Source organism: Pseudonocardia sp. DSM 110487 (assembly GCF_019468565.1).
Taxonomy (GTDB): Bacteria; Actinomycetota; Actinomycetes; order Mycobacteriales; family Pseudonocardiaceae; genus Pseudonocardia.
In genome coordinates this window covers 5,155,487-5,181,573 of record NZ_CP080521.1, presented here as the reverse complement: position 1 = coordinate 5,181,573, position 26,087 = coordinate 5,155,487, and the positions used below count along the sequence as shown (strand labels likewise).

At 72.5% G+C, this 26,087-nt stretch carries 24 protein-coding genes; 16 read left to right on the top strand and 8 right to left on the bottom strand.

Annotation, left to right across the window (positions count from 1 at the left end; translation table 11 throughout):
• Nucleotides 1-24 precede the first annotated feature (24 nt).
• Nucleotides 25-1,434, top strand: a complete 1,410-nt coding sequence (gene lpdA, locus K1T35_RS24235; RefSeq protein WP_220253992.1) for a dihydrolipoyl dehydrogenase — start codon at nt 25-27, stop codon at nt 1,432-1,434.
• Nucleotides 1,435-1,570: 136 nt separating this feature from the next.
• Here the strand turns inward: lpdA and K1T35_RS24230 are convergent, their stop codons facing one another.
• Together K1T35_RS24230 and K1T35_RS24225 are read right to left on the bottom strand one after the other, a co-directional pair.
• Nucleotides 1,571-3,031: an amidase gene (locus K1T35_RS24230; protein WP_220253991.1), complete on the bottom strand. Its 1,461-nt coding sequence runs from the start codon at nt 3,029-3,031 to the stop codon at nt 1,571-1,573.
• Entirely contained in the window at nt 3,024-3,554 is a 531-nt protein-coding gene (locus tag K1T35_RS24225; protein ID WP_220253990.1) for an NUDIX hydrolase, read from the bottom strand. Before K1T35_RS24225 ends, K1T35_RS24230 begins: the two co-directional genes overlap by 8 nt.
• Before the next feature lie 63 nt (nt 3,555-3,617).
• Between K1T35_RS24225 and dop the strand changes: the two genes are divergently transcribed.
• The 5 genes from dop (at nt 3,618) to K1T35_RS24200 (ending at nt 7,710) form a co-directional block, all read left to right on the top strand.
• Nucleotides 3,618-5,135, top strand: coding sequence for a depupylase/deamidase Dop (dop, locus tag K1T35_RS24220; protein ID WP_220253989.1), 1,518 nt, complete (start codon nt 3,618-3,620; stop codon nt 5,133-5,135).
• Between the two features lie 147 nt (nt 5,136-5,282).
• Nucleotides 5,283-5,480 (top strand): ubiquitin-like protein Pup, encoded by a 198-nt coding sequence (locus tag K1T35_RS24215; protein WP_220253988.1) that lies wholly within the window; start codon nt 5,283-5,285, stop codon nt 5,478-5,480.
• 66 nt (nt 5,481-5,546) lie between these two features.
• Nucleotides 5,547-6,419: a proteasome subunit beta gene (prcB, locus tag K1T35_RS24210; protein WP_220253987.1), complete on the top strand. Its 873-nt coding sequence runs from the start codon at nt 5,547-5,549 to the stop codon at nt 6,417-6,419.
• A gap of 49 nt (nt 6,420-6,468) precedes the next feature.
• Complete coding sequence (prcA, locus tag K1T35_RS24205; protein ID WP_220253986.1) at nt 6,469-7,272, top strand: proteasome subunit alpha; 804 nt, start codon at nt 6,469-6,471, stop codon at nt 7,270-7,272.
• Nucleotides 7,273-7,335: 63 nt separating this feature from the next.
• Nucleotides 7,336-7,710, top strand: coding sequence for a VOC family protein (locus K1T35_RS24200; protein WP_220253985.1), 375 nt, complete (start codon nt 7,336-7,338; stop codon nt 7,708-7,710).
• Here the strand turns inward: K1T35_RS24200 and K1T35_RS24195 are convergent.
• Together K1T35_RS24195 and K1T35_RS24190 are read right to left on the bottom strand one after the other, a co-directional pair.
• Nucleotides 7,650-9,134: a serine hydrolase gene (locus tag K1T35_RS24195; protein WP_220253984.1), complete on the bottom strand. Its 1,485-nt coding sequence runs from the start codon at nt 9,132-9,134 to the stop codon at nt 7,650-7,652. The genes K1T35_RS24200 and K1T35_RS24195 overlap by 61 nt on opposite strands.
• 56 nt (nt 9,135-9,190) lie before the next feature.
• Nucleotides 9,191-10,738, bottom strand: a complete 1,548-nt coding sequence (locus K1T35_RS24190; RefSeq protein WP_370645126.1) for a phosphatase PAP2 family protein — start codon at nt 10,736-10,738, stop codon at nt 9,191-9,193.
• Nucleotides 10,739-10,848: 110 nt separating this feature from the next.
• On the opposite strand from K1T35_RS24190, the gene pafA reads away from it, so the two are divergent.
• From pafA to tatC, 6 genes are all read left to right on the top strand, one after another.
• Complete coding sequence (gene pafA, locus K1T35_RS24185; protein WP_220253983.1) at nt 10,849-12,210, top strand: Pup--protein ligase; 1,362 nt, start codon at nt 10,849-10,851, stop codon at nt 12,208-12,210.
• A 69-nt stretch (nt 12,211-12,279) separates the two neighbouring features.
• Nucleotides 12,280-13,272: a YafY family protein gene (locus K1T35_RS24180; protein ID WP_220253982.1), complete on the top strand. Its 993-nt coding sequence runs from the start codon at nt 12,280-12,282 to the stop codon at nt 13,270-13,272.
• 70 nt (nt 13,273-13,342) lie between these two features.
• On the top strand, nt 13,343-14,314 hold the full coding sequence (locus K1T35_RS24175; protein ID WP_255620648.1) for a YafY family protein: 972 nt from the start codon (nt 13,343-13,345) through the stop codon (nt 14,312-14,314).
• Nucleotides 14,307-14,495, top strand: a complete 189-nt coding sequence (locus K1T35_RS24170; RefSeq protein ID WP_220253980.1) for a hypothetical protein — start codon at nt 14,307-14,309, stop codon at nt 14,493-14,495. Before K1T35_RS24175 ends, K1T35_RS24170 begins: the two co-directional genes overlap by 8 nt.
• Before the next feature lie 52 nt (nt 14,496-14,547).
• A complete protein-coding gene (gene tatA, locus K1T35_RS24165; RefSeq protein WP_220253979.1) occupies nt 14,548-14,841 on the top strand; it encodes a Sec-independent protein translocase subunit TatA in 294 nt (97 codons plus the stop codon).
• A 67-nt stretch (nt 14,842-14,908) separates the two neighbouring features.
• Nucleotides 14,909-15,829: a twin-arginine translocase subunit TatC gene (gene tatC, locus K1T35_RS24160; RefSeq protein ID WP_220262812.1), complete on the top strand. Its 921-nt coding sequence runs from the start codon at nt 14,909-14,911 to the stop codon at nt 15,827-15,829.
• Nucleotides 15,830-15,837: 8 nt separating this feature from the next.
• On the opposite strand, the gene K1T35_RS24155 is transcribed toward tatC, so the two are convergent.
• Both K1T35_RS24155 and K1T35_RS24150 read right to left on the bottom strand, forming a co-directional pair.
• Nucleotides 15,838-16,572, bottom strand: coding sequence for a hypothetical protein (locus K1T35_RS24155; protein WP_220253978.1), 735 nt, complete (start codon nt 16,570-16,572; stop codon nt 15,838-15,840).
• A gap of 125 nt (nt 16,573-16,697) precedes the next feature.
• Nucleotides 16,698-17,018, bottom strand: coding sequence for a DUF1330 domain-containing protein (locus K1T35_RS24150; protein ID WP_220253977.1), 321 nt, complete (start codon nt 17,016-17,018; stop codon nt 16,698-16,700).
• A gap of 168 nt (nt 17,019-17,186) precedes the next feature.
• On the opposite strand from K1T35_RS24150, the gene K1T35_RS24145 reads away from it, so the two are divergent.
• From K1T35_RS24145 to K1T35_RS24135, 3 genes are all read left to right on the top strand, one after another.
• On the top strand, nt 17,187-19,943 hold the full coding sequence (locus K1T35_RS24145) for an RNA helicase (RefSeq protein WP_220253976.1): 2,757 nt from the start codon (nt 17,187-17,189) through the stop codon (nt 19,941-19,943).
• Between the two features lie 87 nt (nt 19,944-20,030).
• A complete protein-coding gene (locus K1T35_RS24140) occupies nt 20,031-21,299 on the top strand; it encodes a DUF4333 domain-containing protein (protein ID WP_220253975.1) in 1,269 nt (422 codons plus the stop codon).
• Between the two features lie 2 nt (nt 21,300-21,301).
• A complete protein-coding gene (locus K1T35_RS24135) occupies nt 21,302-22,516 on the top strand; it encodes a GNAT family N-acetyltransferase (RefSeq protein ID WP_220262811.1) in 1,215 nt (404 codons plus the stop codon).
• A gap of 3 nt (nt 22,517-22,519) precedes the next feature.
• Here K1T35_RS24135 and K1T35_RS24130 read toward each other — a convergent pair whose 3' ends face one another.
• Nucleotides 22,520-23,713 (bottom strand): epoxide hydrolase family protein, encoded by a 1,194-nt coding sequence (locus K1T35_RS24130; protein ID WP_220253974.1) that lies wholly within the window; start codon nt 23,711-23,713, stop codon nt 22,520-22,522.
• A gap of 75 nt (nt 23,714-23,788) precedes the next feature.
• Nucleotides 23,789-24,733 (bottom strand): 5'-3' exonuclease H3TH domain-containing protein, encoded by a 945-nt coding sequence (locus K1T35_RS24125; protein WP_220262810.1) that lies wholly within the window; start codon nt 24,731-24,733, stop codon nt 23,789-23,791.
• Nucleotides 24,734-24,798: 65 nt separating this feature from the next.
• Between K1T35_RS24125 and K1T35_RS24120 the strand changes: the two genes are divergently transcribed.
• Complete coding sequence (locus K1T35_RS24120) at nt 24,799-25,926, top strand: Xaa-Pro peptidase family protein (RefSeq protein ID WP_220253973.1); 1,128 nt, start codon at nt 24,799-24,801, stop codon at nt 25,924-25,926.
• The last annotated feature ends 161 nt before the right edge of the window (nt 25,927-26,087 follow it).

Genomic DNA, 26,087 nt, shown 5'->3' with positions numbered 1-26,087 from the left:
CTTCGGACTCCTAGAGTCGTTCCCATGGCAACTCACGTCGATGTCGTGGTCCTCGGAGCGGGTCCGGGTGGGTATGTGGCGGCGATCCGCGCGGCCCAGCTCGGCCGCAGCGTCGCGGTGGTGGAGGAGAAGTACTGGGGCGGGGTGTGCCTGAACGTCGGCTGCATCCCGTCGAAGGCGCTCCTGCGCAACGCCGAGCTCGCCCACATCGTCACGGCCGAGGCGAAGACGTTCGGCATCTCCGGCGACATCTCGGTCGACTTCGGCGCCGCCTTCGACCGCAGCCGCACCGTGGCCGACGGCCGGGTCAAGGGCGTGCACTACCTCATGAAGAAGAACAAGATCACCGAGGTGGACGGGTGGGGCTCGTTCGTCGACGCCAACACGATCGAGGTGAAGCGCAGCGACGGCAGCAGCGAGCGGATCACGTTCGACAACGCGATCATCGCCGCCGGGGCGGAGACCAAGCTGCTGCCCGGCACGTCACTCTCCGAGCGCGTGGTGACCTACGAGGAGCAGATCCTCACGCGGGATCTCCCGCGCAGCATCATCATCGCCGGGGCGGGCGCGATCGGCGTCGAGTTCGCCTACGTCCTGCGCAACTACGGCGTCGAGGTCACGATCGTCGAGTTCCTGGACCGGCTGCTCCCGCTCGAGGACATCGACGTGTCCAAGGAGCTCGCCAAGCGCTACCGCAAGCTGGGCGTGCAGGTGCTCACCTCCACGCGCGTCGAGTCGATCGACGACTCGGGCGACCAGGTCACCGTCACCGTCACCGGCAAGGACGGGCAGACCCGCGAGCTGTACGCCGACAAGGTGCTGCAGGCCATCGGGTTCACCCCCCGCGTGAAGGGCTACGGCCTCGAGAACACCGGCGTGCAGCTCACCGATCGCGGCGCGATCGCCATCGACGACCACATGCGCACCAACGTGCCGAACATCTACGCGATCGGTGACGTCACGGCCAAGCTGATGCTCGCCCACGTCGGCGAGGCGCAGGGCGTTGTGGCGGCGGAGACGATCGCCGGTGCCGAGACCATGCCCCTCGAGTACGTGATGATGCCGCGGGCCACCTTCTGCAACCCCCAGGTCGCGAGCTTCGGCTACACCGAGGCACAGGCCCGTGAGCTGGCCGACGAGAAGGGCTGGAAGGTCACCGTCGCCCAGTTCCCCTTCACCGCCAACGGCAAGGCGCAGGGCCTCGGCGAGCCGGGTGGGTTCGTCAAGCTGGTGGCCGACGAGACGTACGGTGAGCTGCTCGGCGGCCACCTCATCGGTCCCGAGGTCACCGAGCTGCTGCCCGAGCTCACCCTGGCCCAGAAGTGGGACCTCACCGCCCACGAGCTCGCCCGCAACGTGCACGCCCACCCCACGCTGTCCGAGGGCCTGCAGGAGGCGTTCCACGGCCTGACCGGGCACATGATCAACCTCTAGCGCCCCGGCGCGCGGGTGTCTCGCCGCCAACAGGCGACTTCACACACCTGGTACGGACTTCACACAAGGCCGGCCTTGTGTGAAGTGGCTACTGGGTGTGTGAAGTCGCCTGTTGCAGGCCGAGAGGGATCGCGCGTCAGCTGTCCAGCGGGGGTGGTGTGAAGCCGCCGAACTCGCGCTCGGCGAGCTCGGCGAACCGGATCGTGGTGCGGTCCCCGAACATCGGCCCGATGGCCTGCACGCCGATCGGCAGTCCCTCGTCGGAGCGGCCGATGGGCAGCGCGGTGGCCGGGAGGCCGGGGACCGTCGCCGCGCCGGCGAGCGCGAGCTGGTCCAGGTAGTCGTGGTCGGCCCCGTCGATGCTGATCGTCCGGCCTCCCATGGGGCTGTGGTCGTGCGGGAACGCCGGGGTCGGCATGACCGGGTAGACCACCACGTCGAACTCGGTGAAGAGCTCGCTCCAGCGCTGCCGCAGCACCGCGCGCCTGCCGTCGGCCGCGAGCCAGTCGCGGTGGCTGAGCACCGTGCCGCGGGTCCGTTCGGCGTCGAGGCTCGTGTCGGCGGGATCCAGCTGCGCGGCGGCCGCTCGGGTGTGCTCGTAGATCTCCGCCGGGAACCGCGCGCCGAGCGTCGACATCAGCAGGTGCATGTACAGCCGGGCGTTGTCGGCCTGGTCCGGCAGCAGCCGGCTGTCCCGCTCCACCTTCGCGCCCGACTCGGTCAGCGCGTCGGCGAAGTTGCCGATCGCGGTGCGCACGCTCTCCGCCGACGGGATCAGCAGGTGGGTGTCGACGACCAGCACCCGGAAGTCGGCCAGCACCGTGTGCCGTGGCGCCGGCAGCGCGAGCCGGTAGGCGATGCCGCTGCCGAGCGGGTCGGGCCCGGCGAGGACGTCCAGCAGGAGCGCCAGGTCCGACGCGGTGCGCGCCATCGGGCCGATCACCGCCAGGTCGCTCTCGACCGGCAGCACGGGCATCCCCGGTGCCGTGTGCCCGCGCAGCGGGAGCAGCCCGAGCGTGGGCTTGTGGGCGTAGACGCCGCAGTAGTGCGCCGGGTTGCGCAGGGAGCCGCCGATGTCCGAGCCGATGGACAGGGCGCCGTACCCGGCCGCAAGCGCCGCGGACGACCCGCCCGACGACCCGCCGGGGATCCGCTCCGGGTCCCACGGGTTGCCGGTGGTCCCGTATATCGCGTTGTAGCTCTGCATGTCGCCGAGGACGAGCGGCACGTTCGTCTTGCCGAGGACGACGGCGCCTGCCTCCTTGACCCGCTCCACCGCGACGGCGTCCTCGTCGGCCACGAAGTCCGTGAACTCCGGGATTCCCCACGTCGTGGGCAGGCCTGCCACGTGGAAGGACTCCTTGACGGTCATCGGCACCCCGAGCAGCGGCCGGCCGTCGCCCCGGGCGCGCGCCGCGTCGGCGGCGCGCGCGGCGTCGAGGGCTCGCTCGAAGTCCCGCACGCACACCGCGTTCAGCGTCGGCTCGTACCGCTCGATCCGCGCGATCGCCTCCTCCGCGAGCTCCACCGCCGAGACCTCGCCCCCTGCCATCGCGCCGACGAGCTCCGTCGCGCTCCGATAGGACCGTTCACCCATCTCCCACCTCCAAAGCGTCCCCCGCCAACCATCGCTCGATCCCGGCCCGCCCGTCCGGGGCGAACGGGCGTGCCGGGTCGGCGAGCACATCACGCAGCTCCGCCACCGTCACCCAACCGCCCCACACGACCTCCTCCGGCTGGTGGCGCATCGGCCCGTCCCACCGCGCCTCGTAGAGGAAGACGTGGTAGCGCACGTTTCCGTCGTCGTAGGCGAAGCGGTCGATCGGCGTCAGCGGGACGCCGCGCACGCCCAGCTCCTCGTCGAGCTCGCGGGCGGCGGCGTCGTCGGGCGTCTCTCCTGGCCCCAGTACGCCGCCCGCCCAACAGTCATAGCACCCTGGGAAGATCAGCTTGTCGGGCGAACGGCGGTGCAGGTAGACCCGCTCGCCGTCCCCGCTGCGCACGAGCACGCCGGTGCTGGCGTGCCAGAGACCCTCCCGGTACACGACACCGCGGGGCGCCACGCCGACGACCCGGCCGCCCTCGTCGTAGATCGCCACGGGTTCATCGACTGGCCGCACCCCCTCATCATGACCTCTGCACGCGGCTACGCTCGCCCCCATGACGCACGTCGAGGTCGGCCGATGACCGCCCGCCGGATCATGGGCACCGAGGTCGAGTACGGGATCTCGGTCCCGGGCGATTCGACCGCCAACCCGGTGATCACCTCAACGCAGGTGGTGCTCGCCTACGCGGCGGCCGCCGACATCCCGCGATCCCGGCGCGCCCGATGGGACTACGAGGTGGAGTCGCCCCTGCGCGACGCCCGCGGATTCGACCTCTCGGCGCCCACGATGCACAACCCCGCCGAGTCCGAGCTGGACGACCTGGGCGCCGCCAACGTCATCCTCACCAACGGCGCACGGCTCTACGTCGACCACGCCCACCCCGAGTTCTCCACGCCGGAGGTCACCACTCCACGCGACGTCGTGGTCTGGGACAAGGCGGGGGAGCGGGTGATGGAGGAGGCCGCGGAACGCGCAGCCACCGTGCCAGGGGCGCCCCGGATCCAGCTGTACAAGAACAACGTCGACGGCAAGGGCGCGAGCTACGGCTCGCACGAGAACTACCTGATGTCGCGCCAGACCACGTTCCCGTCGATCGTGGCCGGCCTGATGCCGTTCTTCGCCACGCGCCAGGTGATCTGCGGGGCGGGCCGGGTCGGGCTCGGGGCCACCGGCGACGAGGCGGGCTACCAGCTCTCCCAGCGCAGCGACTACATCGAGGTCGAGGTCGGGCTGGAGACCACGCTCAAGCGCGGCATCATCAACACCCGCGACGAGCCACACGCCGACGCCGACAAGTACCGCCGCCTGCACGTCATCATCGGCGACGCCAACATGAGCGAGTACTCCACGCTGCTCAAGGTCGGCACCACGGCGCTCGTGCTGGACATGATCGAGTCCGGGGTCCGGTTCGACGAGCTGCGCCTGTCCGAGCCGGTGCGCTCGGTCCACCGGATCAGCCACGACCCCTCGCTCAAGACGCTGCTCGACCTCACCGACGGCCGGAAGATGACCGCCCTCGACGTGCAGCGGGCGTACTTCGAGAAGGCGCAGAAGCACGTCGAGAACACCCTCGGCGCCGACGTCGACGACGCCACGGCCGAGGTGCTGACGCTGTGGGGCGAGGTGCTCGACGACCTCACCCGCGACCCGATGAGCACGGCCGACCGCCTGGACTGGACGGCGAAGCTGCGGCTGCTCGAGGGCTACCGCGAGCGCGACGGCCTGAACTGGAACTCCGGGCGCCTCGCGCTGGTCGACCTCCAGTACACCGACGTGCGCATGGCCAAGGGCCTCTACAACCGCCTGGTGACGCGCGGGTCGATGAAGCGCCTCGTGTCCGAGGACGACGTCGTGGCGGCGATGCGACGTCCGCCCGAGGACACCAGGGCGTACTTCCGCGGTCGTTGCCTGGAGCGCTATCCGGCCGAGGTCGCCGCCGCGTCGTGGGACTCGGTGATCTTCGACCTCGGCCGCGAGTCGCTGGTGCGGATCCCCACGCTCGAGCCCCTGCGCGGCACGCGCCGCCACGTCGGGGAGCTTCTGGATCGATCCCGCACCGCCGAGGAGCTCGTCGAGGCACTCACCCGCGGCTGATCGGGCGAGGCGCGCCCGACGCGCCCACCGACCCGGCCGCAAACCCGGGCGTGTCGCCCATCCGCTAGGTAGTGTTCATCTACACCGATCCGGCACGCCGCATGCAGGACGGCAGCGGTGGTCGGGCAGGCGCGAGGAGGATTCACCATGTCCCAGGAGCAGACCAAGCGCCAGGGCGGTGGCGGCGGCGACGACGAAGAGGGTGCCGACGCCGCTGCGGCAGGCCAGGAGCGGCGTGAGAAGCTCGGCGAGGACGTGGACACGATCCTCGACGAGATCGACGACGTGCTCGAGGAGAACGCCGAGGACTTCGTCCGGGCCTACGTGCAGAAGGGTGGCGAGTAGCCGCCCCGAGCACCGCAGTCGCCACACCCGTACCGCACCCGCCCGGAGAGAGGCTCTCACCTGACCATGACGTTCCCCGAGCGTCCGCCCCTCGGCGTGCCCACCGGCCTTGGCGCGTACCTCGCGCCCGGCGTCACGTCGTTCACCGACTTCGTCGCCGCCACCGCGCCGCACCTGATGCCCGGCCGGGTACCGCCGGGCGCTGTGCCGGCCGCAGGCGCGGGCGCGGCGAGCACGCTCGACGTCCCGCACGGCACCACGATCGTCGCGCTCACGTTCTCGGAGGGCGTCGTGATCGCCGGTGACCGGCGCGCCACCCAGGGCAACGTGATCGCCCAGCGCGACATCGAGAAGGTGTTCATCACCGACACCTACTCCGCGGTCGGCTTCGCCGGCACGGCCGCCAACGGCCTGCAGCTGGTACGCCTGTTCAGCGTCGACCTCGAGCACTACGAGAAGACCGAGGGCGTGTCCCTCTCCCTCGACGGCAAGGCCAACAAGCTGGCCGGCATGGTCCAGGCCAATCTCCCCGCGGCGATGCAGGGGTTCGTCGTGGTGCCGATCCTCGTCGGCTACGACGTCGACGCCGAGCCGGCGAAAGCCGGCCGGATCATCACCTACGACGCCGCGGGCGGGCGCTACGACGAGCTGCTGGGCTACCACGCCATCGGGTCCGGCTCCGTGTACGCGAAGTCCGCGCTGAAGAAGCGCCACGACCCCACCGCCGACCTCGCCGGCGCCGTCCGCACCGCCGTCGAGGCGCTCTACGACGCCGCCGACGACGACACCGCCACGGGTGGGCCCGACCTCACCCGCCGGATCTTCCCCGTGGTCGCGACCATCACCGGCCCGGACGGTGCCGTGCGCCGGCCCGAGGAGGAGATCGAGGCGATCGCGCGCGACGTCGTGGCGGCCCGCACCGAGAACCCTGGAGGATGACGATCATCCCCGTGATCCGCTCCCCCTCGACGTACCAGGAGTCCCTGCCGTGACGATGCCGTTCTACTCGTCGGTCGACCAGCTGCTGCGCGACCGGTCGGAGCTGGCGCGCAAGGGCATCGCCCGCGGCCGCAGCGTCGTCGTGCTCACCTACACCGGCGGCGTGCTGTTCGTCGCCGAGAACCGCTCCACCGCGCTGCACAAGGTGTCGGAGATCTACGACCGCATCGGGTTCGCCGCGGTGGGCCGCTACAACGAGTTCGACAACCTGCGCACCGCCGGCATCCGCCACGCCGACCTGCGCGGCTACACCTACGACCGCCGCGACGTCACCGGGCGCGGGCTCGCCAACGGCTACGCCCAGCTGCTGGGCACATCGTTCGTCGAGCAGCAGAAGCCCTACGAGGTGGAGCTGTGTCTCGCCGAGGTCGGCCCCGACCCCGGGTCCGACCAGCTCTACCGGATCACCTACGACGGCTCCATCACCGACGAGCCGCAGTTCGTCGTGATGGGCGGCACCACGGAGCCGATCAGCACCAAGCTCAAGGAGACCTACCGCAGCGGGCTGGAGCTGGGGGAGGCCATCGCGATCGCGGTGGAGGCGCTGCAGTCGGGGACCACCGCGAACGGGGGCGCCCACGAGGTGCTCGGGGCCGGCACGCTGGAGGTCGCAGTGCTCGACCGCACCCGCTCGCGGCGAACCTTCCGCCGCATCACCGGCAACGTGCTGCGCGACCTGCTCCCCGAGGCCAACCGGGCCGTGAGCGGCGGCCGCGGGGCCGAGGCGGGTGGCGACGAGGCCCCGGCGGGCAGTGGAGCGGTGAACGGGGACAGCCCGGCGTCCGGTTCCTGAGTTCGTGGCCGCCGCACCCGCCGGCCTTGACGTGAACCCCGCTTCAGGTTTCATCCTGGGCGCATGGCCATCGAGCTGAACCACACCATCGTCTACACCCACGACAAGCGCGCCGGCGCCCGCTTCGTCAGCGACGTGCTCGGCCTGCCCGAGCCGGGGACGTTCGGTCCGTTCGCCGTCGTGGAGCTGGCCAACGGCGTGAGCCTCGACTTCATGGACGTCGACGGCGAGATCGTCAGCCAGCACTACGCGTTCCTGATCAGCGAGGACGAGTTCGACGCCGTCGCGGAACGCCTACGGGAGCGCGGGCTGCCCACCTGGGCGGACCCGGGCCGGCGCAGCCCCGGCTTCAACACGAACGACGGCGGGCGCGGGCTCTACTTCGACTCGCCGGAAGGCCACAACCTGGAGGTGCTCACGGTTCCGTACGGGGGCTGACGGAGCGCACGCGGGCCAGCGCGTAGAGAGAGCCGCGAGGCCAGCACCACCGCACCGGCGGCGGCGACCACTTCGGCCGCGACGAGCGCCGTCGGCCACCCCTCGGCGAGGTCGCGGAACGTGACGCCGCCGACGAGCGGCCCCGCGGCGCGCGGCAAAGCCGCGAGCAGCAGCAGCGGCAGGGCGTACGGGACGAGCCGCAGCGCTCGGCTGCCCGGCCGACGCAGCGCCCACCTCCGGGACCGCGGCACCGCCACGGCCGCGACGACCATCGCCCCCACCGCGGCGGCGACGAGGAGCAGCTCGGCGAGGAACGCCAGTGGCAGGGCGGGAGCGGGTGGCGTCGTCCCGCGGACGAGGGCGACGAGCTCGTCCGCGAGGTCGTCCACATCGCTCGGCCCCGTCCCGTCCCCGCCGTCGAGGGGCTCGCGGCTGTTCGCGAGCACCGCGACGCCGTAGCGCTCCTCCGGCGTCGGCCCGGGCATCAGCACCAGCGTGGCCGACGCGGTGGCCGTGCGCCCGCGCAGTACCAGCTCCCCGCCAGTGCGCTCCTCCCAACCGATCCGCTGCACCTCGCGCAGCCCGTCGCCCGCCATGACCGTGCGCAGGCCCCAGCCCGCGTTGAACTGCAGCCAGGTGGCGACGTCCTCCGCGGGGCTCACGATGCCGCCGGATCCGTCGACGAACCGGTCGGGCTCCGCCTGCGGCCGGCTCACGCCGAGGAACCGGTCGTGCCCGTCCACGAGGCCCGGCACGAGGTCCCGGGTGCCTGCGACGGCCGTGGTGGCGGCCATGCCCACCTGGAACAGCACGCGGTCCCAGAGAACCGTGTCGAACGGACGCCGCGTCGCCACCTCCACGAGCCGGGCCGCGACCTGGTAGCCGACCTCGCTGCGCACCCGTCGCTCCCCGGGCACGGACGCGAGCGTGACGCCGCGCAGCCCGGCCACGGCCTCCTGCAGCGATCGCGGGCGGCCCTCCGACCCGTCGTGGGTGGCGGGCAGGCCCGAGGTGTGGTTCAGCAGCTGGCGCACGGTGATCTGCGCGGAGCGCGGGTCGGCCGTCGTGAACTCGGGCAGGTGTGCGACGACCGGATCGTCCAGCGGGACGAACCCCGGTCCCGCCAGCTGCGACAACACCATCGCGGTGAACGACTCCGACACCCCGCCGAGCCACATCGGCGTCTTCTCGGTGACGCGCTCGCCGCGGGAGTCGTGACCGTACCCGGCGAGGTGCAGAACCCTGTCGTCCTTGATCATCGCGACCGCCACGCCCGGCAGCCGGGTGGCGCCGACGTGGGCCTGTACGACCGCCGCGATCGCCGCCGCGTCCGGCCCGGCTGGCTGGGCAGCCGCCGGGGCGGCCGAGCCGGCACCGAGGCACATGACCGCCACCGTCACCGCGAGTGCACGCACCGTCGTCATCCCCCGTCGACACGCGGACGGCCACACCGCCGCCCGTTCGTGCCCTCATCCTGCCCTCAGCCGAGGAAGGGCCGGTCCCTGCCGCTCCAGTTGTCCTCGTGGCGGCGGTAGACCGGCACCCGCTGCTCGGCCACCCGGAACGTGAAGCGCCCGGCCTCCTCGACCACCTCGCCGTCGGTGGCGAGCATGCCGGGCACCGCCAGCTCGACGTCCAGCTCACCGACCTCACGCTGGTGGTAGACGTGGCTGTGCCCGAGCGCGCCCAGTACGAGCGCGACCACGGCCCGCAGGCGCGAGAACCGGATGTCGGCGCGCAGCCACCGCACGTCGAGCAGGCCGGAGTCGAGCGAAGGCCGCCAGGCCGGCACCATGCCGCGGGGGTGGTAGGGCCCGTTGCCGATGAAGAGCAGCCAGACCGCGAGCCAGCGCCCGTCCACCTTGATGCGGACCGGCTCCGCCCGACGCAGCACCACCACGAGAGCCGCGGCGAACGCGGGCCACTTGCCCCAGCGGCCCTGCCACTTCTCCCGCAGCCGCACCAGGTCGGGGTAGGAGCCGAGGCTCGCGGTGTTGAGGAAGTAGCGCTGGCGCATCACGGCCTCACTCGCCGGGTCGGCGCCGTGGCCCGGGTGGACGTCCACCACACCCAGGTCGACGGCGACGGCCTCGCCCGCGCCGGTGGCGTCCACCGCCTCCTGCATGTCGTACACGCCGACGTCCCGCGCAAAGTGGTTGAGCGTGCCCGTCGGCACCACCACGAGCGGCAGGTTCCGCCGGCCCGCCACCGTCGCGGCCGCGGCCACCGACCCGTCGCCGCCCGCGACGCCGATCGCCCGCGCCCACCCGTCGCATTCGGCGACGGCGGCCTCGAGCTGGGCGTCGATGTCCTGGTCAGGTGTTGCGCGCAGCACGACGGCGGCCGGCAGCGCCTTCTCGAGGTCGTCCGCCGGGTCGTAGGCCGCGTCGCCGGAGCGCTGGTTGGAGATCAGCACGAGGCCCTCGCCGTCCGGCAGCTCGGGCACGGTGTCCAGCGGGCGGGCCCTCGCCTCGTCGGAGCGCCGGACCGGCCACCACCGCCGCGTGGCGTGCGCGATCCCGCTGCCGACGGCGGCACCCACCAGCACGTCGGTGGTCCAGTGGACGCCGACGTGTACCCGCGAGTAGGCAACGGACACCGCGAGCGGCGCGACGGCGAGCCCCAGTTTCGGGCTCTCCAGGGCCACGGCGGTGGCGAACGCGGCCGCCGATGCGGCGTGCCCGGACGGGAACGACGACGACTTCGGCGGGTTGCGCAGGGTCTGATAGGCGGGCAGCTCGGCCGCGGCGGGGCGCCTGCGCGGCAGCATCGGCTTCAGCAGGCTGTTGGCCGTGGCGCTCGCGCCCGCGATGGCCAGCACGCCGCGCGCGGCGGCCTTGCGGCTCGCCCCGCGCCGCGCCGCGAGGATCGCGGCGATGGTGAACCACAGAACGCTGTGGTTGGCGGCGACCGACACCATCTTCATGGCGGTGTCGAACGGGCTCGGCGGGATCGCCGAGATCCTGCGCGAGATCGCGCGATCGGCGTCGACCACCTCGTCGGTGGCCCGCCGAATCCAGGGCAGCACGACTTGACAGTACGCACATGGCCGAGTGACGACGGCCGGAGGAAGGACACGACACGGCCAGTCGGTCACAGGCGTAACACGACTCGGCTCTCTCCGCTTACGCTTGCTGGATGCAGCGGCGGATCTACGGCGTCGAGACCGAGTTCGGGGTCACGTGCACCTTCCACGGGCAGCGACGCCTGTCGCCCGACGAAGTGGCACGCTATTTGTTCCGCCGGGTGGTGTCGTGGGGGCGCTCGTCGAACGTGTTCCTCCGCAACGGCGCCCGGCTCTACCTGGATGTGGGCAGCCATCCCGAGTACGCCACCGCGGAGTGCGACTCGCTCGCCCAGCTCGTCTCCCACGACAAGGCGGGGGAGCGGATCCTCGAGGACCTCCTCGTCGACGCCGAACGCAGGCTGGTCGACGAGGGCATCGGTGGCGACATCTACCTGTTCAAGAACAACACCGACTCCGCGGGCAACTCCTACGGCTGTCACGAGAACTACCTGGTGGCACGGGCCGGGGAGTTCTCCCGGATCGCCGACGTGCTGCTGCCCTTCCTCGTCACCCGGCAGCTCATCTGCGGCGCGGGCAAGGTCCTGCAGACGCCGCGCGGCGCCGTGTACTGCCTGTCGCAGCGGGCCGAGCACATCTGGGAGGGCGTCTCCAGCGCCACCACCCGGTCGCGGCCGATCATCAACACCCGCGACGAGCCGCACGCCGACGCCGAGCGCTACCGGCGGCTGCACGTCATCGTCGGCGACTCCAACATGTCCGAGGTCACCACCCTGCTCAAGGTCGGGTCGGCCACCCTCGTGCTCGAGATGATCGAGGCGGGCGTCCAGTTCAAGGACTTCACGCTGGACAACCCGATCCGCGCCATCCGGGAGATCAGCCACGACCTCACCGGCCGCCGCACCGTCCGCCTCGCGGGCGGGCGCGAGGCCAGCGCGCTGGACATCCAGCGCGAGTACCACGCCAAGGCCGTCGAGCACGTCCGCACGCGCGGCAGCGCCGACCCCACCATCCCGCGCGTGCTCGACCTGTGGGGGCGCACGCTCGACGCCGTCGAGAGCGGGAACCTGTCGCGCATCGACCGCGAGATCGACTGGGCCATCAAGCACCGGCTCGTCGAGCGGTACCGCGAGCGCAACGGCCTCGACCTCGCGAGCCCCCGGGTGGCCCAGCTCGACCTCGCCTACCACGACATCCGCCGCGGGCGCGGGCTGTTCGACCTGCTGCAACGCAAGGGCATGGTCGACCGCGTCACCGACGACGGCGAGATCGAGGCGGCCAAGGACACCCCGCCCCAGACCACCCGCGCCAAGCTGCGTGGCGACTTCATCGCCGCCGCCCAGGCCGCAGGCCGCGACTTCACCGTCGACTGGGTGCACCTCAAGCTCAACGACCAGGCCCAGCGCACCGTGCTGTGCAAGGACCCGTTCCGGGCCGTGGACGAGCGGGTGGAGCGCCTGATCGCGTCGCTGTAACCGAGCGTCCGGGCCGGGGTTTGCGCCGGTCGGCCACGAAGCACGGCCGCCCGGTCGTACGATGCCGTGGTGTCCTCTGCCCGGGCCGAGCGGCTGGTGAACCTGGTCCTCTGCCTGCTGTCCACCCGGCAGTACCTCACCGCAGAACGGATCCGGCAGATCGTGCCGGGGTACGCCGACGCGCGCGGCGACGAGGCGTTCTTCCGGATGTTCGAGCGCGACAAGGCCGAGCTGCGCGAGCTCGGCGTTCCGCTCGAGACCGGGCGGCTGTCCACCTTCGACACGGTGGACGGCTACCGGATCGCCCGCCAGGACTACGAGCTCGGTGAGATCGACCTCGAACCGGACGAGGCCGCGGCCGTCGCGCTGGCCGCGCGGCTGTGGGATTCGCCCGAGCTGGCGATGCCCGCCCACAGCGCGCTGGTCAAGCTGCGCGCCGCCGGTGTCGAGGTCGACGAGGAACAGGGACGCGTGCAGCCGCGGGTGCGCGCCGCCGACCCGGCCTTCGCGCCGCTGCTCGCCGCGGTGCGGGCCGGTCGTGCCGTCACGTTCGACCACCAGCGGGGCGGCGTGGGCGGGCCCGTCCAGCGGCGCACGGTGGAGCCGTGGGGTGTGGTGTCGTGGCGCGGGCGCTGGTACCTGTGCTGCTACGACCGCGACCGCGAGGCCCCGCGCTGCTTCCGCATCTCCCGGATCATGGAGCCGGTCACCCCGGTCGGGCCGGCCGGAGCGGTGCGGGTGCCAGAGGGCGTCGACCTGATGGAGATGGTCCGCATGGGCGTCGACCCGCCCCCGGCCACCGACACCGCGCGTGTCTGGATCGCCGACGGTCGCGCCCACGGGCTGCGCCGCCTCGGCCGCGTCGTCGGACGGCACGCCCACGCCGGACGCGCGGGCGATGCGGTGGAGCTTGATCTGCGCAACGTGGAGACCCTCGCCCGCTGGGTCGCGGGCCACGGCCCGGACGTCGCCGTGCTGGGCCCGCAGCGCCTCGCCGATGCCGTGCGGGCGAACTGGGCGGCGGCGGTGGCGGCCCACACCGAGCCGCTGGCGCGCACATGAGCGAACCTGCGAGCACATCGATGTCGCCGCAGTCCGTACTGACCTTCATCCGAGCGCAGCGGGGCCGGCAGTGAGTACGGGCGGCGTCACCGAGCGCCTGCCGCGGCTGCTCTCCCTGGTGCCCTACCTGCTGGCCCGCCCCGGCATCCCGGTCGCCGAGGCGGCGGCCGACTTCGGCATCTCCGAGAAGCAGCTGCGCCGCGACCTCGAGCTGCTCTGGATGTGCGGGCTGCCCGGTTACGGCCCTGGCGACCTGGTCGACCTGTCCTTCTCCGGCGACACCGTCACCGTCACCCACGATGCGGGTATGCGCCGGCCGTTGCGGCTCACCACCGCGGAGGCCACGGCGCTGCTGATGGCGCTGCGCACGCTCGCCGACGTACCGGGCGTCGCCGACACCGAGGCCGTGCGCCGGGCTGCGGCGAAGGTGGAGCGCGCCGTGGGCGACGCCGGGCTCGCGGGCGTCGCGATGGACGGCCCGACGCGGGAAGAGGCCGCCACCACGGCCGCAGTGCGCGACGCGCTCGTGGCGGGGCGAGCCATGCGGATCGTCTACTACACGGCGGGCCGCGACGCGGTCTCGCAGCGCACGATCGACCCGATGCGGCTGCTCATCGTCGACGGCCGCGGCTACCTGGAGGCCTGGTGCCGGCGGGCGGAAGGGGTGCGGCTGTTCCGGCTCGACCGCGTCGAGGACGTCGCGGTGCTCGACGAGCCGGCGGCGCCGCCGCCGGACGCGGAGCCGACGGACGTGTCCGAGGGGTTGTTCCGGCCCAGCGCGGAGCACCGGTCGGCGGTGCTGCTGCTGGAGCGCGAGGCGCGCTGGGTGGCCGAGTACTACCCCGTCGACGAGGTCGTGGAGCTCGGCGACGAGCGGGTACAGGTGCTCATGCGCTACGCCGATCCCGCGTGGCTGGTCCGGCTCGTGCTGGGCCTCGGCGGCGGGGCGCGGCTGCTGGAGCCGCCGGATCTGGTGGAATCCGTGGCGACGAGGGCGCGCGAGGCGCTCGACGCGGTCGATCGGGAGCGAGGGGATGGGTGACGTGCTGCTGGTGATGCTGACGGCCGGGGTGGGGGTCGTGCTGCTCGTGGTGCTGCTCGTCCTCGCGCTGCCACCCGTGCGGCGGTTCGCGCGCGAGGGAGCTGCGCTGCGAGCTGGGGTGGCGGAGCGGGTGGCCGTGCTTCGCGCACTGGCGGGCGAGCGACGAGACGGATCGGCCTGAGCGGGGTCCGCGTAGACTTCCCACGACTGCTCACGGCGGAAGGACGATAACCATGCCGAACCTCGGCGGCTGGGAGCTTGTGATCCTCATCGGGATCCTGGTGCTCCTGTTCGGTGCCAAGCGCCTGCCGGACATGGCCCGGTCCATCGGTCAGTCCGCCCGGGTGTTCAGGGGCGAGATGAAGGGCATGAAGAACGACGAGGCCGCCAAGAGCGACGCGCCGGCCGACCAGCCCGCCTCGCCGGAGCCGAAGTCGCTTCCCGAGGGGCAGGCCAAGGCCACCGAAAAGGCCCCTGAGACGACCCGTGCCTCCCAGCCGGGCTCGGGCAGCACCTCGGCCCAGTAGTCCCGGCGCGGTGGCTCGAATCCCGCTCCGTCGGGCCGGCAAGAGGCCGAAGAACCCCGACGGCACGATGTCGCTCGTCGAGCACATGTACGAGCTGCGCAACCGGCTCACGATTGCGCTGGTCGCGATACTGATCACGACGGTCTTCGGCTACATCTGGTTCGCGGTCCCGTTCTTCGGCCTGCCCAGCCTCGGCGACGTGCTGAAGGCCCCCTACTGTGCGCTGCCCGCGTCGTCCCGCGCGGTGTTCACCGCGGACGGATCCTGCACGCTGCTCGGCACCGGGCCGTTCGACCAGTTCTCGCTGCGCCTCAAGGTCGGCGCCACCGCGGGTGTCGTGCTGGCCTGCCCGATCTGGCTCTACCAGATCTGGGCGTTCATCGTTCCCGGACTGCACGCGAACGAGCGGCGCTACGCGATGTCCTTCGTCTCGGTCGCGTCGGTGCTCTTCGTCGCCGGCGCCGTGCTCGCGTACGCGGTGATCACCCAGGGCCTCGCCTTCCTGCTCACCATCGGCTCGGAGATCCAAACCACCGCGCTGTCGGGTGACCTGTACTTCTCGTTCGTCATCGCGCTGCTGCTGATCTTCGGCGTGAGCTTCGAGCTGCCCCTGCTCGTGGTGATGCTCAACATCGCAGGCGTGATCAGCTACGCCAAGCTCAAGGCCTGGCGGCGTGGGCTGACCTTCGGTCTCTTCGTGTTCGCCGCGATCGCCACGCCCGGCCAGGACCCGATCTCGATGATCGCCCTCGCCGTCGCGCTGGTGCTCCTGTTCGAGCTGGCGATCCAGATCAGCCGCCTGAACGACCGGCGCCGCACCCGACGGCGGGCCGCCGAGGGCTGGGACGACTGGGACCCCGACGCCCCGAGCCCGATCGACACCACCCCGAGCGCGATCGACACCGCGCCCAGCGACATCGATGCCAGCCCCAGCCGGCTCGACCCGGCGCCCGCGGCCGATGCCAAGCGGTTGGACGACGTGACCTGACGACTCGTTCACGTCAGCACGTCGGTGCCCCGGGCGGGCCGGGCACGGGCCCGCACCGGGGCGGTCACGGCGAGCCAGCCGACGATTCCCAGCACGCCGAGGGCCAGCCCGACTGCTGCACCGACAGAGGCAGCGATCGCGCCGAAGGCAGCCATCGCGAGCCCGATCCCGACCCGAGCGCTCCGCAGACGCAGCGCCTCGTCCGCCCGGCTTCGGCGAGGCGATGGTCGCCGCCCGGCCAACCACACGATCGTTGCCGCCGCTGCGGCGGATCCGAACCCGAGAAGCAGCGCCGACCAGAGCGGCAGTCCGCGTTCGGACTCGTCCCCAGCCACCGCTGCCAGGACCACGAGTGCGCCCAGCAGCAGGCCCGCCATCCAGATCGACCACACCGGGACCAGATCACGCATCCGTCGTCGAACAACAGACGCTTCACGTCTTGCCGGCCGCCATGGGCTGTCGGCGGCCGTCTCCGCGAGTAGGCCACCGACAAGCAAACTGGCGAGCACCGTCGACGACAACGGTGCGTCTCCCGGCAGGTGGTACAGCGAGGTACCGAGCGAGATCGTCACGACCAGCCCCGGGTACAGGATCCGCCGCAGCTTGAGGTAGCGCAGCGCCTCGTTCGTCTCGAGCGGGTCCGGCTCCGAAACGCCCCACCGTTCCAGCAGCAGGGCTGCGCGCGCGGGACGCGGCCACAGCACGATGAGCAGAACCAGTCCGATCCCAGCTGTCGTGAGCACCTGGACCACGAGATTCACCAACCCGCCCCGTTCGGTCGCCCTCGTAACGTTCGTACGCAGCAGGTTAGGCAGGAACGAGGCGCAATCGGGTCGGAATGGAAATGTTGGCCGAGCCCAGCCCTCCGTCATCCGAGTATGTCGGTGGCCCGGTGGTCGGCCCCGACCCCGTCCACGAGGAACGCCGCGCCGGTCGAGTGCTCCAGCCGCAGCGGGAGGATCTCCCGGTAGGCGGGCGAGCCGTACCAGCTCTCGGCCTGCTCGCGGGTCGGGAATGCGATCACGATGAGATGGCCGGGGAACTCGCCTTCCAGCACGTCAGGCGTTGCCCCGTGGACGACGAACCGGCCCTCGTACGGCGCCAGTGTGGCGTCGATCCGCTGCAGGTACTCGACGATCGCGGGTCCGATGTCGACGGTCTGCACGTGGGCGACGGCGTAGGTGGTCATGTCGCAACCCTCGCCCGCCGGGTGCGGCTGGTCGATGACGTCGGAGGTAAGCAGTCGCGGTGTCGATGCGCTCCCGGTCCGCGACGCCGGGGGCCTCGTCACGTGCTCGGGCTACCGTTGTGAGCAGGCACTCCGGTCGGTGCGGCGGCCGTATGGAAGCCTGGCATCGTGGCCAGCAGCAAGTCTGCTCCCGCGGACGCATATGCCGCCGCGCGGAGCCGCGCCGCCCGTCCCCGGCTCGCCGAGTTCGCGCAGACGCTTCCGTTCGAGCTCGACGGGTTCCAGCACACCGCCTGTGCCGCCCTCGAGGACGGTCACGGCGTGCTCGTGTGCGCCCCGACCGGTGCCGGCAAGACCGTCGTGGGCGAGTTCGCGGTGCACCTCGCGCTCGCGCAGGGGCAGAAGTGCTTCTACACGACGCCGATCAAGGCGCTGTCCAACCAGAAGTACGCCGACTTCGTGGAGCGGCACGGGGCGTCCGCTGTCGGGTTGCTCACCGGCGACCAGGCGATCAACGGCGACGCGCAGGTGGTGGTGATGACCACCGAGGTGCTGCGCAACATGATCTACGCGGGGTCCCGGCAGCTGGAGCACCTCGGCTTCGTGGTCATGGACGAGGTGCACTACCTCGCCGACCGCTTCCGCGGCGCGGTGTGGGAGGAGGTCATCCTCCAGCTCCCGGAGCACGTCTCGCTCGTGAGCCTGTCGGCCACCGTCAGCAACGCCGAGGAGTTCGGTGACTGGCTGGTCACCGTGCGCGGGGACACCACCGTCGTCGTGGACGAGCATCGGCCGGTGCCGCTGTGGCAGCACATGATGGTGGGCAACCGGCTGCTCGACCTGTTCGCGGGCGAGACCTCCGCAGGCGAGCTCGAGGTCGACCCGGACCTCGTGCGTCACACCCGCGAGCTGGACCGCCAGAGCTCGATGACCCAGTGGGATCGCGGTGGCCGCGGGCGGGGACGCACCGGGCCGCCACGGCGGTCCGGGTTCCGCCCGCCGTCGCGCACGACCGTGATCGACCGGCTCGACCGAGCGGGCCTGCTCCCGGCGATCACGTTCGTGTTCAGCCGCGCCGGGTGCGACGCCGCGGTCGGCCAGTGCGTGCGCTCGGGGCTGCGGCTGACCACCGAGCAGGAGGCCGAGGAGATCCGGCGCACGGTGGAGCGGCGCACCGCCGAGCTCCCCCAGGCCGACCTCGCCGTGCTGGGGTACTGGGAATGGCGCGACGCCCTCGAGCGCGGCATCGCCGCCCACCACGCCGGGATGCTGCCCGCGTTCAAGGAGACCGTGGAGGAGCTGTTCGTCCGCGGGCTCGTCCGCGCGGTGTTCGCCACGGAGACCCTCGCACTGGGGATCAACATGCCTGCCCGCACGGTCGTGCTGGAGCGGCTGGTCAAGTACAACGGCGAGTCCCATGCCGAGCTCACACCCGGCGAGTACACGCAGCTGACGGGCCGGGCGGGCCGCCGCGGCATCGACGTCGAGGGCCACGCGGTCGTCGTCTGGCAGCCGGGGGTGGATCCCGAGCAGGTGGCCGGGCTCGCCTCCACCCGCACCTACCCGCTGCGCAGCTCGTTCCGGCCCGGCTACAACATGGCCGTCAACCTCGTGGGCCGCCTGGGCACGGAGAACGCGCGGGAGCTCCTGGAGCTGTCGTTCGGGCAGTTCCAGGCCGACCGGTCGGTCGTGGGACTCGCCCGGCGGATCGAGCGCAACGAGGAGGCGCTCGAGGGGTATGCGAAGTCCCTGGAATGCCACCTGGGCGACTTCCGGGAGTACGCCGGGCTGCGCCGGCGGGTGGCGGAGCGGGAGAAGTCGCTGTCGCGGCAGGGGGTGGCACAGCGGCGCGAGGCCGCTGTCGACTCGCTGCGCACGCTGCGTCCAGGAGACGTGATCGCCGTGCCCGGCGGGCGTCGCGCCGGGCTCGCCGTGGTGCTCGATCCCGGGATCGGGACCGACGGCGACCCGCGGCCGCTCGTGCTCAACGAGGACCGCTGGGCGGGCCGGCTCTCGGCGGCCGACTTCCCGGCGCCCGTCGAGCCGCTGGGCCGCATGCGGCTGCCCAAGCGGGTGGACCACCGCGCCCCGCGGGTGCGGCGCGACCTGGCCTCGTCGCTGCGCAGCACGGGGATCGTCGCGCCGCCGACCCAGCGCAGGCGATCGCGCGGCGGTGCCGCAGAAGACCCGGAGCTGGCCACGCTGCGCCGCGCGCTGCGCGCCCATCCGTGCCACGGCTGCACCGACCGCGAGGCCCATGCCCGGTGGGCCGACCGGTACGCGCGGCTGGAGCGCGACACCGAGCAGCTGCGCCAGAAGGTGCGCGCCACCACCCACTCCCTCGCCCGCGCGTTCGACCGGATCCGGGCGCTCCTCGCGGAGCGCGGCTACCTCGACGGGGAGCAGGTCACCGGGTACGGCGAGAGTCTGGCCCGGCTGTGGGGCGAGTCCGACCTGCTGACGGCGGAGTGCCTGCGCCACGGCGCGTGGGACGGCCTCGAGCCGGCCGAGCTGGCCGCGGTCGTGTCGGCGCTGGTGTACGAGTCGCGTCGCGACCACGGGTCGATGCCGCGCGTGCCATCGGGCGTGGTGTCCGATGCGCTGGCCACCACCGTGCGCCTGTGGGCCGAGCTCGAGGGGGACGAGCGCAGGCACAAGGTCGAGCGCACCCGCGAACCGGACCTCGGCTTCGCGTGGCCGATGCACCGCTGGGCGCGCGGGGAGTCCCTCGCCGCCGTGCTCACCGCCGCCGAGCAGAACGGTGTGGAGCTCTCGGCGGGGGACTTCGTGCGCTGGTGCCGGCAGGTTCTGGACCTCCTCGACCAGGTCGCAGCGGTCGCGGGACGGGGGAGCGGCGTCGGAAGGGCCGCGGCCACGGCGATCTCGACGATTCGCCGCGGGGTGGTAGCCGTCGGTACCGCGTGAGTGGGCGAAGGGCCGACCGGCTCTGTGCCCGCCGCGCCGCCTGTGCTTTGATCGCCCGACCGCACGTCTCCAGGGGGAAGGCCCGCGATGAGTACGCCACAGGGACCGCAGCCACCACATGGTGCGCCTCAGCAGCCTGCCGAGCAGCCCGCCTGGGGCCAGCAGCAGCCGCAAGGCGGGTGGGGGGCCCCGCCGGAGGGGCAGCAGCGGCCCGGCGAGGAGACCCGCGCTGTCCCGCAGCAGGAGTGGAACGCGCCCGAAACGAGCGAGGTGCCCCAGCAAGACGCCGCGCCGCCTGCTGCCCAGCAGGCCGAGGGCGAGGGCGATGGGGATGGTGGCGGGGCCGACCTGTTCAAGTCCCCCGCCGAGGAGCAGGCACCGGAGAAGCAGCAGGCGGACGATGCCGACCAGGCCACAACCGCGGTCCCGGCGCACGGCGCACAGCAGGGTGATGCTGCCCAGCAGCAGGCGTGGGGGCCCGCTGACCAGACGCAGGTCGCCGCACCCTACGCGTCGCCAGAGCAGCACTACGGCGTCCAGCAGTCCCAGCCGGGCCAGCAGTATCCCGGGCAGCAGGACACGGCTCAGCACACGCAGCCGCAGCAGGCGCACCATGGCCAGCAGGCCTCGCCGTACGCGCCTCCCGGCCAGCAGCCCTACGCCGGCCAGCAGGGTCCGTACGGGGCGGCGCAGCCGGGCCAGCCGGGCTACGGTCAGCAGCCCTACGGGCAGCCGTACGGCGCCCAGCCGGGCCAGGCGTACGGCCAGCAGCCCACGCAGCAGTTCGGGCAGCCGCAGTACGGGCAGCAGGGCCAGCAGGCCCAACACGGGCAGGCGCAACACGGCCAGCCCGGCCAGCAGCCGTACGGGCAGGCCGCCTTCGGGCAGCAGGCGGGGCAGCAGGCGCCGTGGGCGGGCCAGCAGGGCGCGTGGGGGCAGCCCGGTGCCGGCCAGCAGCCCGCCCAGCAGTGGGGTGGCCCTCAGGACGCCCAGCAGCCGTGGGCGCAGGGTTACCCGTCGCCGGAGGCACGAGGCGGTGCGAAGAACCGGTTGCCGCTGATCATCGGTGCGGTGGCCGCGGTGGTCGTGCTCGCCCTGGTTGGGGTGCTGGGTTTCGTCAGCCCCGGCTTCTTCAACACCCGGGTGCTCGACTCGGCCGCCGTCCAGAACGGGGTGCAGCAGGTCCTCACGCAGGACTACGACCTCGAGGTCCAGTCGGTCACCTGCCCTGCGGGGCAGCAGGTCGTGCCTGACACCACATTCGAGTGCACCGCACTGGTCGACGGCGACCAGGTCACCGTTCCGATCAGGATCACCAGCACCGACGGCAACTACGAGGTCGGGCGGCCGGCTTGACGGTGACGCTCGCCGTCCACCGACTCGAGGCCGACGAGCTGCGCGCCGCGCACACGCTGTTCGCCGCGGCGATCCACCGCCCGCCCGCGAACGACGCCGGCTGGGCGGCGTCCGCGCGCCTCTACTCGCCCGGCCGGACGTTCGGGGTGCACGCGGGCGACATGCTCGTCGCCACGGCCACCTCGTTCCCGAGCGACCTGGCGGTGCCCGGCGGGGCGGTGCTCCCGATGGCCGCGGTCACCCGGGTCGGCGTGCGCGCGGACCATACCCGGCGCGGCCTGCTGACCGCGATGATGCGGGCGCAGCTCGACGACACGGCGGCCCGCGGCGAGCCGGTCGCGACCTTGCGGGCCAGCGAGGCCCGGATCTACGGCCGTTTCGGCTACGGGGTCGCGACCCGCGGCCGGTCGGTGCGGGTGCGCGCCGACGCGACCCTGTTCCGCCCCGAGGCTCCCCGCGGGGCCGTGCGGCTGCTGGAGCGCGGAGAGATCGTGCCGGTGCTGCGGGAGATCCACGCGCGCATCGCGCTGCGGCGACCCGGCGGGATCACCCGCACCGAGGGTTGGTGGGCGGTGGGAACGGGCAGGCGCGTGGACGTGGAGCGTGAGCACGTCCTCGCCGCCGTGCACACCGGCCAGCAGGGTGACGACGGGTTCGCGATCGCCTACCTCGCCGACGCGAACGGTGTCAGCGGACGTTCGCTCGACGTGGTCGACCTGCACGGTGATGTCGGCGCCACCGCGTCGCTGTGGCGGTTCCTGATGGGCGTCGACCTGGTCGAGAGCGTGCAGGCGCACCTTCGCCCGTTGGACGAGCCCATGGAGCTGCTGCTGGCCGATCCGCGGGCGTCCGTCGTGACCGGCAACGAGGACGAGACCTGGCTGCGGCTGGTGGACGTGCCCGTTGCGCTCGCGGCTCGCAGCTACGGCGCCGCGGAACCGGTGCTGCTCGCCGTGCACGACGGCCTCCTGGAGGCGAACTCGGGCGTGTACCGGATCGCCGACGGTTCCGCGGAACGCGTGGGCCCGCTCGGTGGCCAGGTGCGACCCGAGCTGGAGTGCACGGTGGACGCGCTCGCGATGGCCTACCTGGGTGACCGCCGCCCGTCCGAGCTCGTGGCGACCGGCTGGTGGAGCGCGCCGGACCCCGAAGCGGTGTCCCGGGCCGACGCGGCGTTCGCGACGGCCGGGACTCCGTGGTGCGGCACCTACTTCTGAGTCTCAGCCCAGGTCGGCGAAGAACGCCCTGATGTCGGCGGTGAGCAGGTCCGGCACCTCCATGGCCGGGAAATGCCCGCCGCGTTCGAACTCCGACCAGTGCCGTAGCCGGCCGGCCGGATCGACGAGGCCGCGGATGGCGGTGTCACCGGCGAAGACCGCGTACCCGGTGGGCGGGCCAGCAGGCCAGTCCTGGTCGCCGCTCTCCTGGTCGCGGCTCTGCTGCTGGCCGACGATCGCACGGTACGCCTGCATGCCTTCGTAGACGGCGTGCGCCGCGGACGCGCCTGCCCCGGTGAACCAGAAGATGCTGATCGTCGTCAGCATCTGGTCGAGGTCGACCGCGTCCTCGGGCAGGTCGTGCGTGGGGTCGGTCCAGTCGCGGAACTTCTCGGCGATCCAGGCCAGCTGTGCCACCGGGGAGTCGTGCAGGCCGTAGCCGATCGTCTGCGGGCGGGTGGCCTGGATGTGCAGGTACCCGAGCCCGTCCTGCTGGAGCTGGTTGAAGCGTTCCGCGCGCTCCCGGTCGGTGCCCTCGAGGCCGTCCAGCTCGATCGGGGGCCCGAACGGGAACGCCGCGGACGTGCCGCTGACGTGGATGCCGATGACGCGGGCCGCGTCGACCATGCCCAGCAGCAAGGCGAGTCCGGACCCGGCGTCCGTGCCGTGCACCGCGTAGCGCTCGTACCCGAGCCGGGTCATCAGTTCGGCCCACGCCGTGGCGACGCGGAACAGGTTGCCCCATCCCGTCTCGCGCATCGGTGTGGAGAACCCGTAGCCGGGCAAGGTGGGGACGACCACGTGGAATGCGTGCGCCGGATCGCCACCATGGGAGCGTGGGTCGGTGAGCGGGTTGATGACCCGCAGGAACTCCACCGACGAGCTCGGCCAGCCGTGCGTGAGGACGAGCGGGCGGGCGTCGGGTTCGGGCGAGCGGACGTGCAGGAAGTGGACGCGCTGGCCGTCGATGTCGGTGGTGAACTGCGGGATCTCGTTCAGCCGCGCCTCATGGGCGCGCCAGTCGTAGCCTTCGGCCCAGTACGTGGCGAGCTTCCGGAGGTAGCCCAGCGGGATCCCGCGCTCCCAGCCGATGATGCCCGCGATCTCGTGCGGCCAGCGGGTGCGGGCGAGCCGGTCGTGCAGGTCGTCGAGGTCGGCTTGCGGGACGTGGATGCGGAAGGGCTTGATCTCGGTCATGGGAGCAACGCTACGAACGAATGCGGCAGGTTCCCTTCCTCGTTTGCCACGCCAGTCGACGACGCGCATTGCCTGTCAGCGCGCGTTCTTCACCAGCGCCACGCAGAGGCGTTCGATCGAGCTCCCCACTCCCCAGCGTTCCCCGAGCGCAGCCAGGCGGTCCAGGTCGGCCGGGCCTGCCGGGAGGGTGTCGGGGCGGTCCAGCTCGACCGGCGCGTCGACGGCCACGCGCACCACCGGCTCGACGACGGCGAGGTAGGGCGCGGCCGCGGCCAGCTTGCTGCGGACCGGCGGGCTCAGCCTGCCGTCGGCCTTGTCGATCACGGCGCCCCGCAGTTCGGCCCACGAACCGAAGCGGCCGACGAGGGTGGCAGCGGTCTTGGCGCCGATCCCGGGCACGCCCGGGAGCCCGTCGGAGGGGTCGCCGCGCAGCATCGCCATCTCGGCGTAGGCGTCGCCGGCACGCTCCACCGGCACCCCGTACTTCGCGGCGACCTCGATCGGCCCGAGGTGCTCGGCTTTGGCCAGCCCGCGCCCGACGTAGAGCAGCCGCACCGGCACCGGCTCGTCACGCACGATCTGCATGAGGTCGCGGTCGCCGCTCACCGCGATCACCGGGTCGGTGCGCTCGCCCGCGGCGAGCGCGCCGATCACGTCGTCGGCCTCGTAGCCCTCCGCGCCCGCGGTGGCGATGCCCGCGGCGGCGAGGACCTCGAGCAGCACCGGGATCTGCGGTTCGAGGGTGTCGGGCACGATCTCCGGCAGCCCGGCGGGCGCCACGTCCGGCTCGCCGGGCACCCGGTGCGCCTTGTAGGACGGCAGTGCCCGCACCCGGAACGCCGGACGCCAGTCCAGGTCGAGGCACGCGACGAGGCGGGTGGGGCGCCGGTCGCTGATGAGTCGCGCGACCATGTCGGTGAACCCGCGGATCGCGTTGACCGGCGTGCCGTCCGGGCCCGTGATCGACTCCGGCACCCCGTAGAAGGCGCGGAAGTACAGGCTGGCGGAGTCGAGCAGCATCAGCGACTGCGCGGGCGGTGCAGGCGGGGTCACGGGCCACAGCTTGCCGGAATACCCTCCCTCTCATGACACCGGCCGTTCCGACCGCGCTGCTCGCCGAGCGCATCCGCCGCGCAGGCGAGGTGGCAGCCACGCAGGACACCGACCTGTTGCTCGTCACACCGGGCCCGGATCTGCGGTACCTGCTCGGCGTGTCCGGCGAGTCCCACGAGCGCCTCACGTGCCTCGTTCTGCCGGCGGCGGGCCACCGTGCCCCGCCCGCGCTGGTGGTGCCGCGCCTCGAGGCGCCGGGGTTCGCGGGGCTCCCGCTGGACGAGCTCGGCATCGACGTCGTGACCTGGGTCGACGGGGAGGACCCGCACCTGCTGGTGAGCGACCTCGGCGGCGGGCCGAGCCGGGTGGGGCTCGCCGACGCGATGCCCGCCGCGCACGTCCTGCCGCTGCGTGCCGCGTTCCCGGACGTGGAGCAGGTGCTCGCGGGGCCGGTGCTGCGCGAGCTGCGGATGCGCAAGGACGCGGCCGAGGTGGCCGAGCTGCGTGCCGCGGGTGCGGCGATCGACCGCGTCCACGCCCGGATGGGCGAGTTCCTCAAGCCGGGCCGCACGGAGGCGCAGGTCGCCGCCGACATCGCCGAGGCGATCGTCGCCGAGGGCCACACGGAGGCCGCGTTCGTGATCGTCGGGTCCGGGGCGAACGGCGCCAGCCCGCACCACGACGTGTCCGATCGCGTGATCGGGAGCGGTGACGTGGTCGTGATCGACATCGGCGGCCCGCTGGAGAGCGGCTACAACTCCGACTCCACCCGCACCTACGCCGTCGGGGCCGAGCCGCCCGCCGCCGTGCGTGCGGCGTATGCCGTGCTGCAGGACGCCCAGGACCGCGCGGTGCGGGCCGTGCGGCCGGGCGTCACCGCCGAGCAGGTGGACGCCGCCGCCCGAGAGCCGATCACCGCCGCCGGCCTGGGAGAGCGGTTCGTGCACCGCACCGGCCACGGCATCGGCCTCGAGGTCCACGAGGAGCCCTACATCGTGGCGGGCAACGCGCTCGCGCTGGAGCAGGGCATGGCCTTCAGCGTGGAGCCGGGGGTGTACTTCGACGGCGAGTGGGGCTCGCGCATCGAGGACATCGTGGTGGTGACCGAGGACGGCTACGAACGGCTCAACAAACGGCCGCGCGACCTCGTGGTGCTCTGAGGCCGCGGGAGCGCTCGGCGCTCAACGGAGCAGTTCGAGGCCTTCGTTCTCCCAGCGTCACGAACGTGATCGCCGGAATCTTGCCGACCAGCTGTCGCGCGAGGGCATCCGGTGTACGGCGGCGAAGGAGAGCGGAGGCTACGTCGGTGTCGAGGACGATG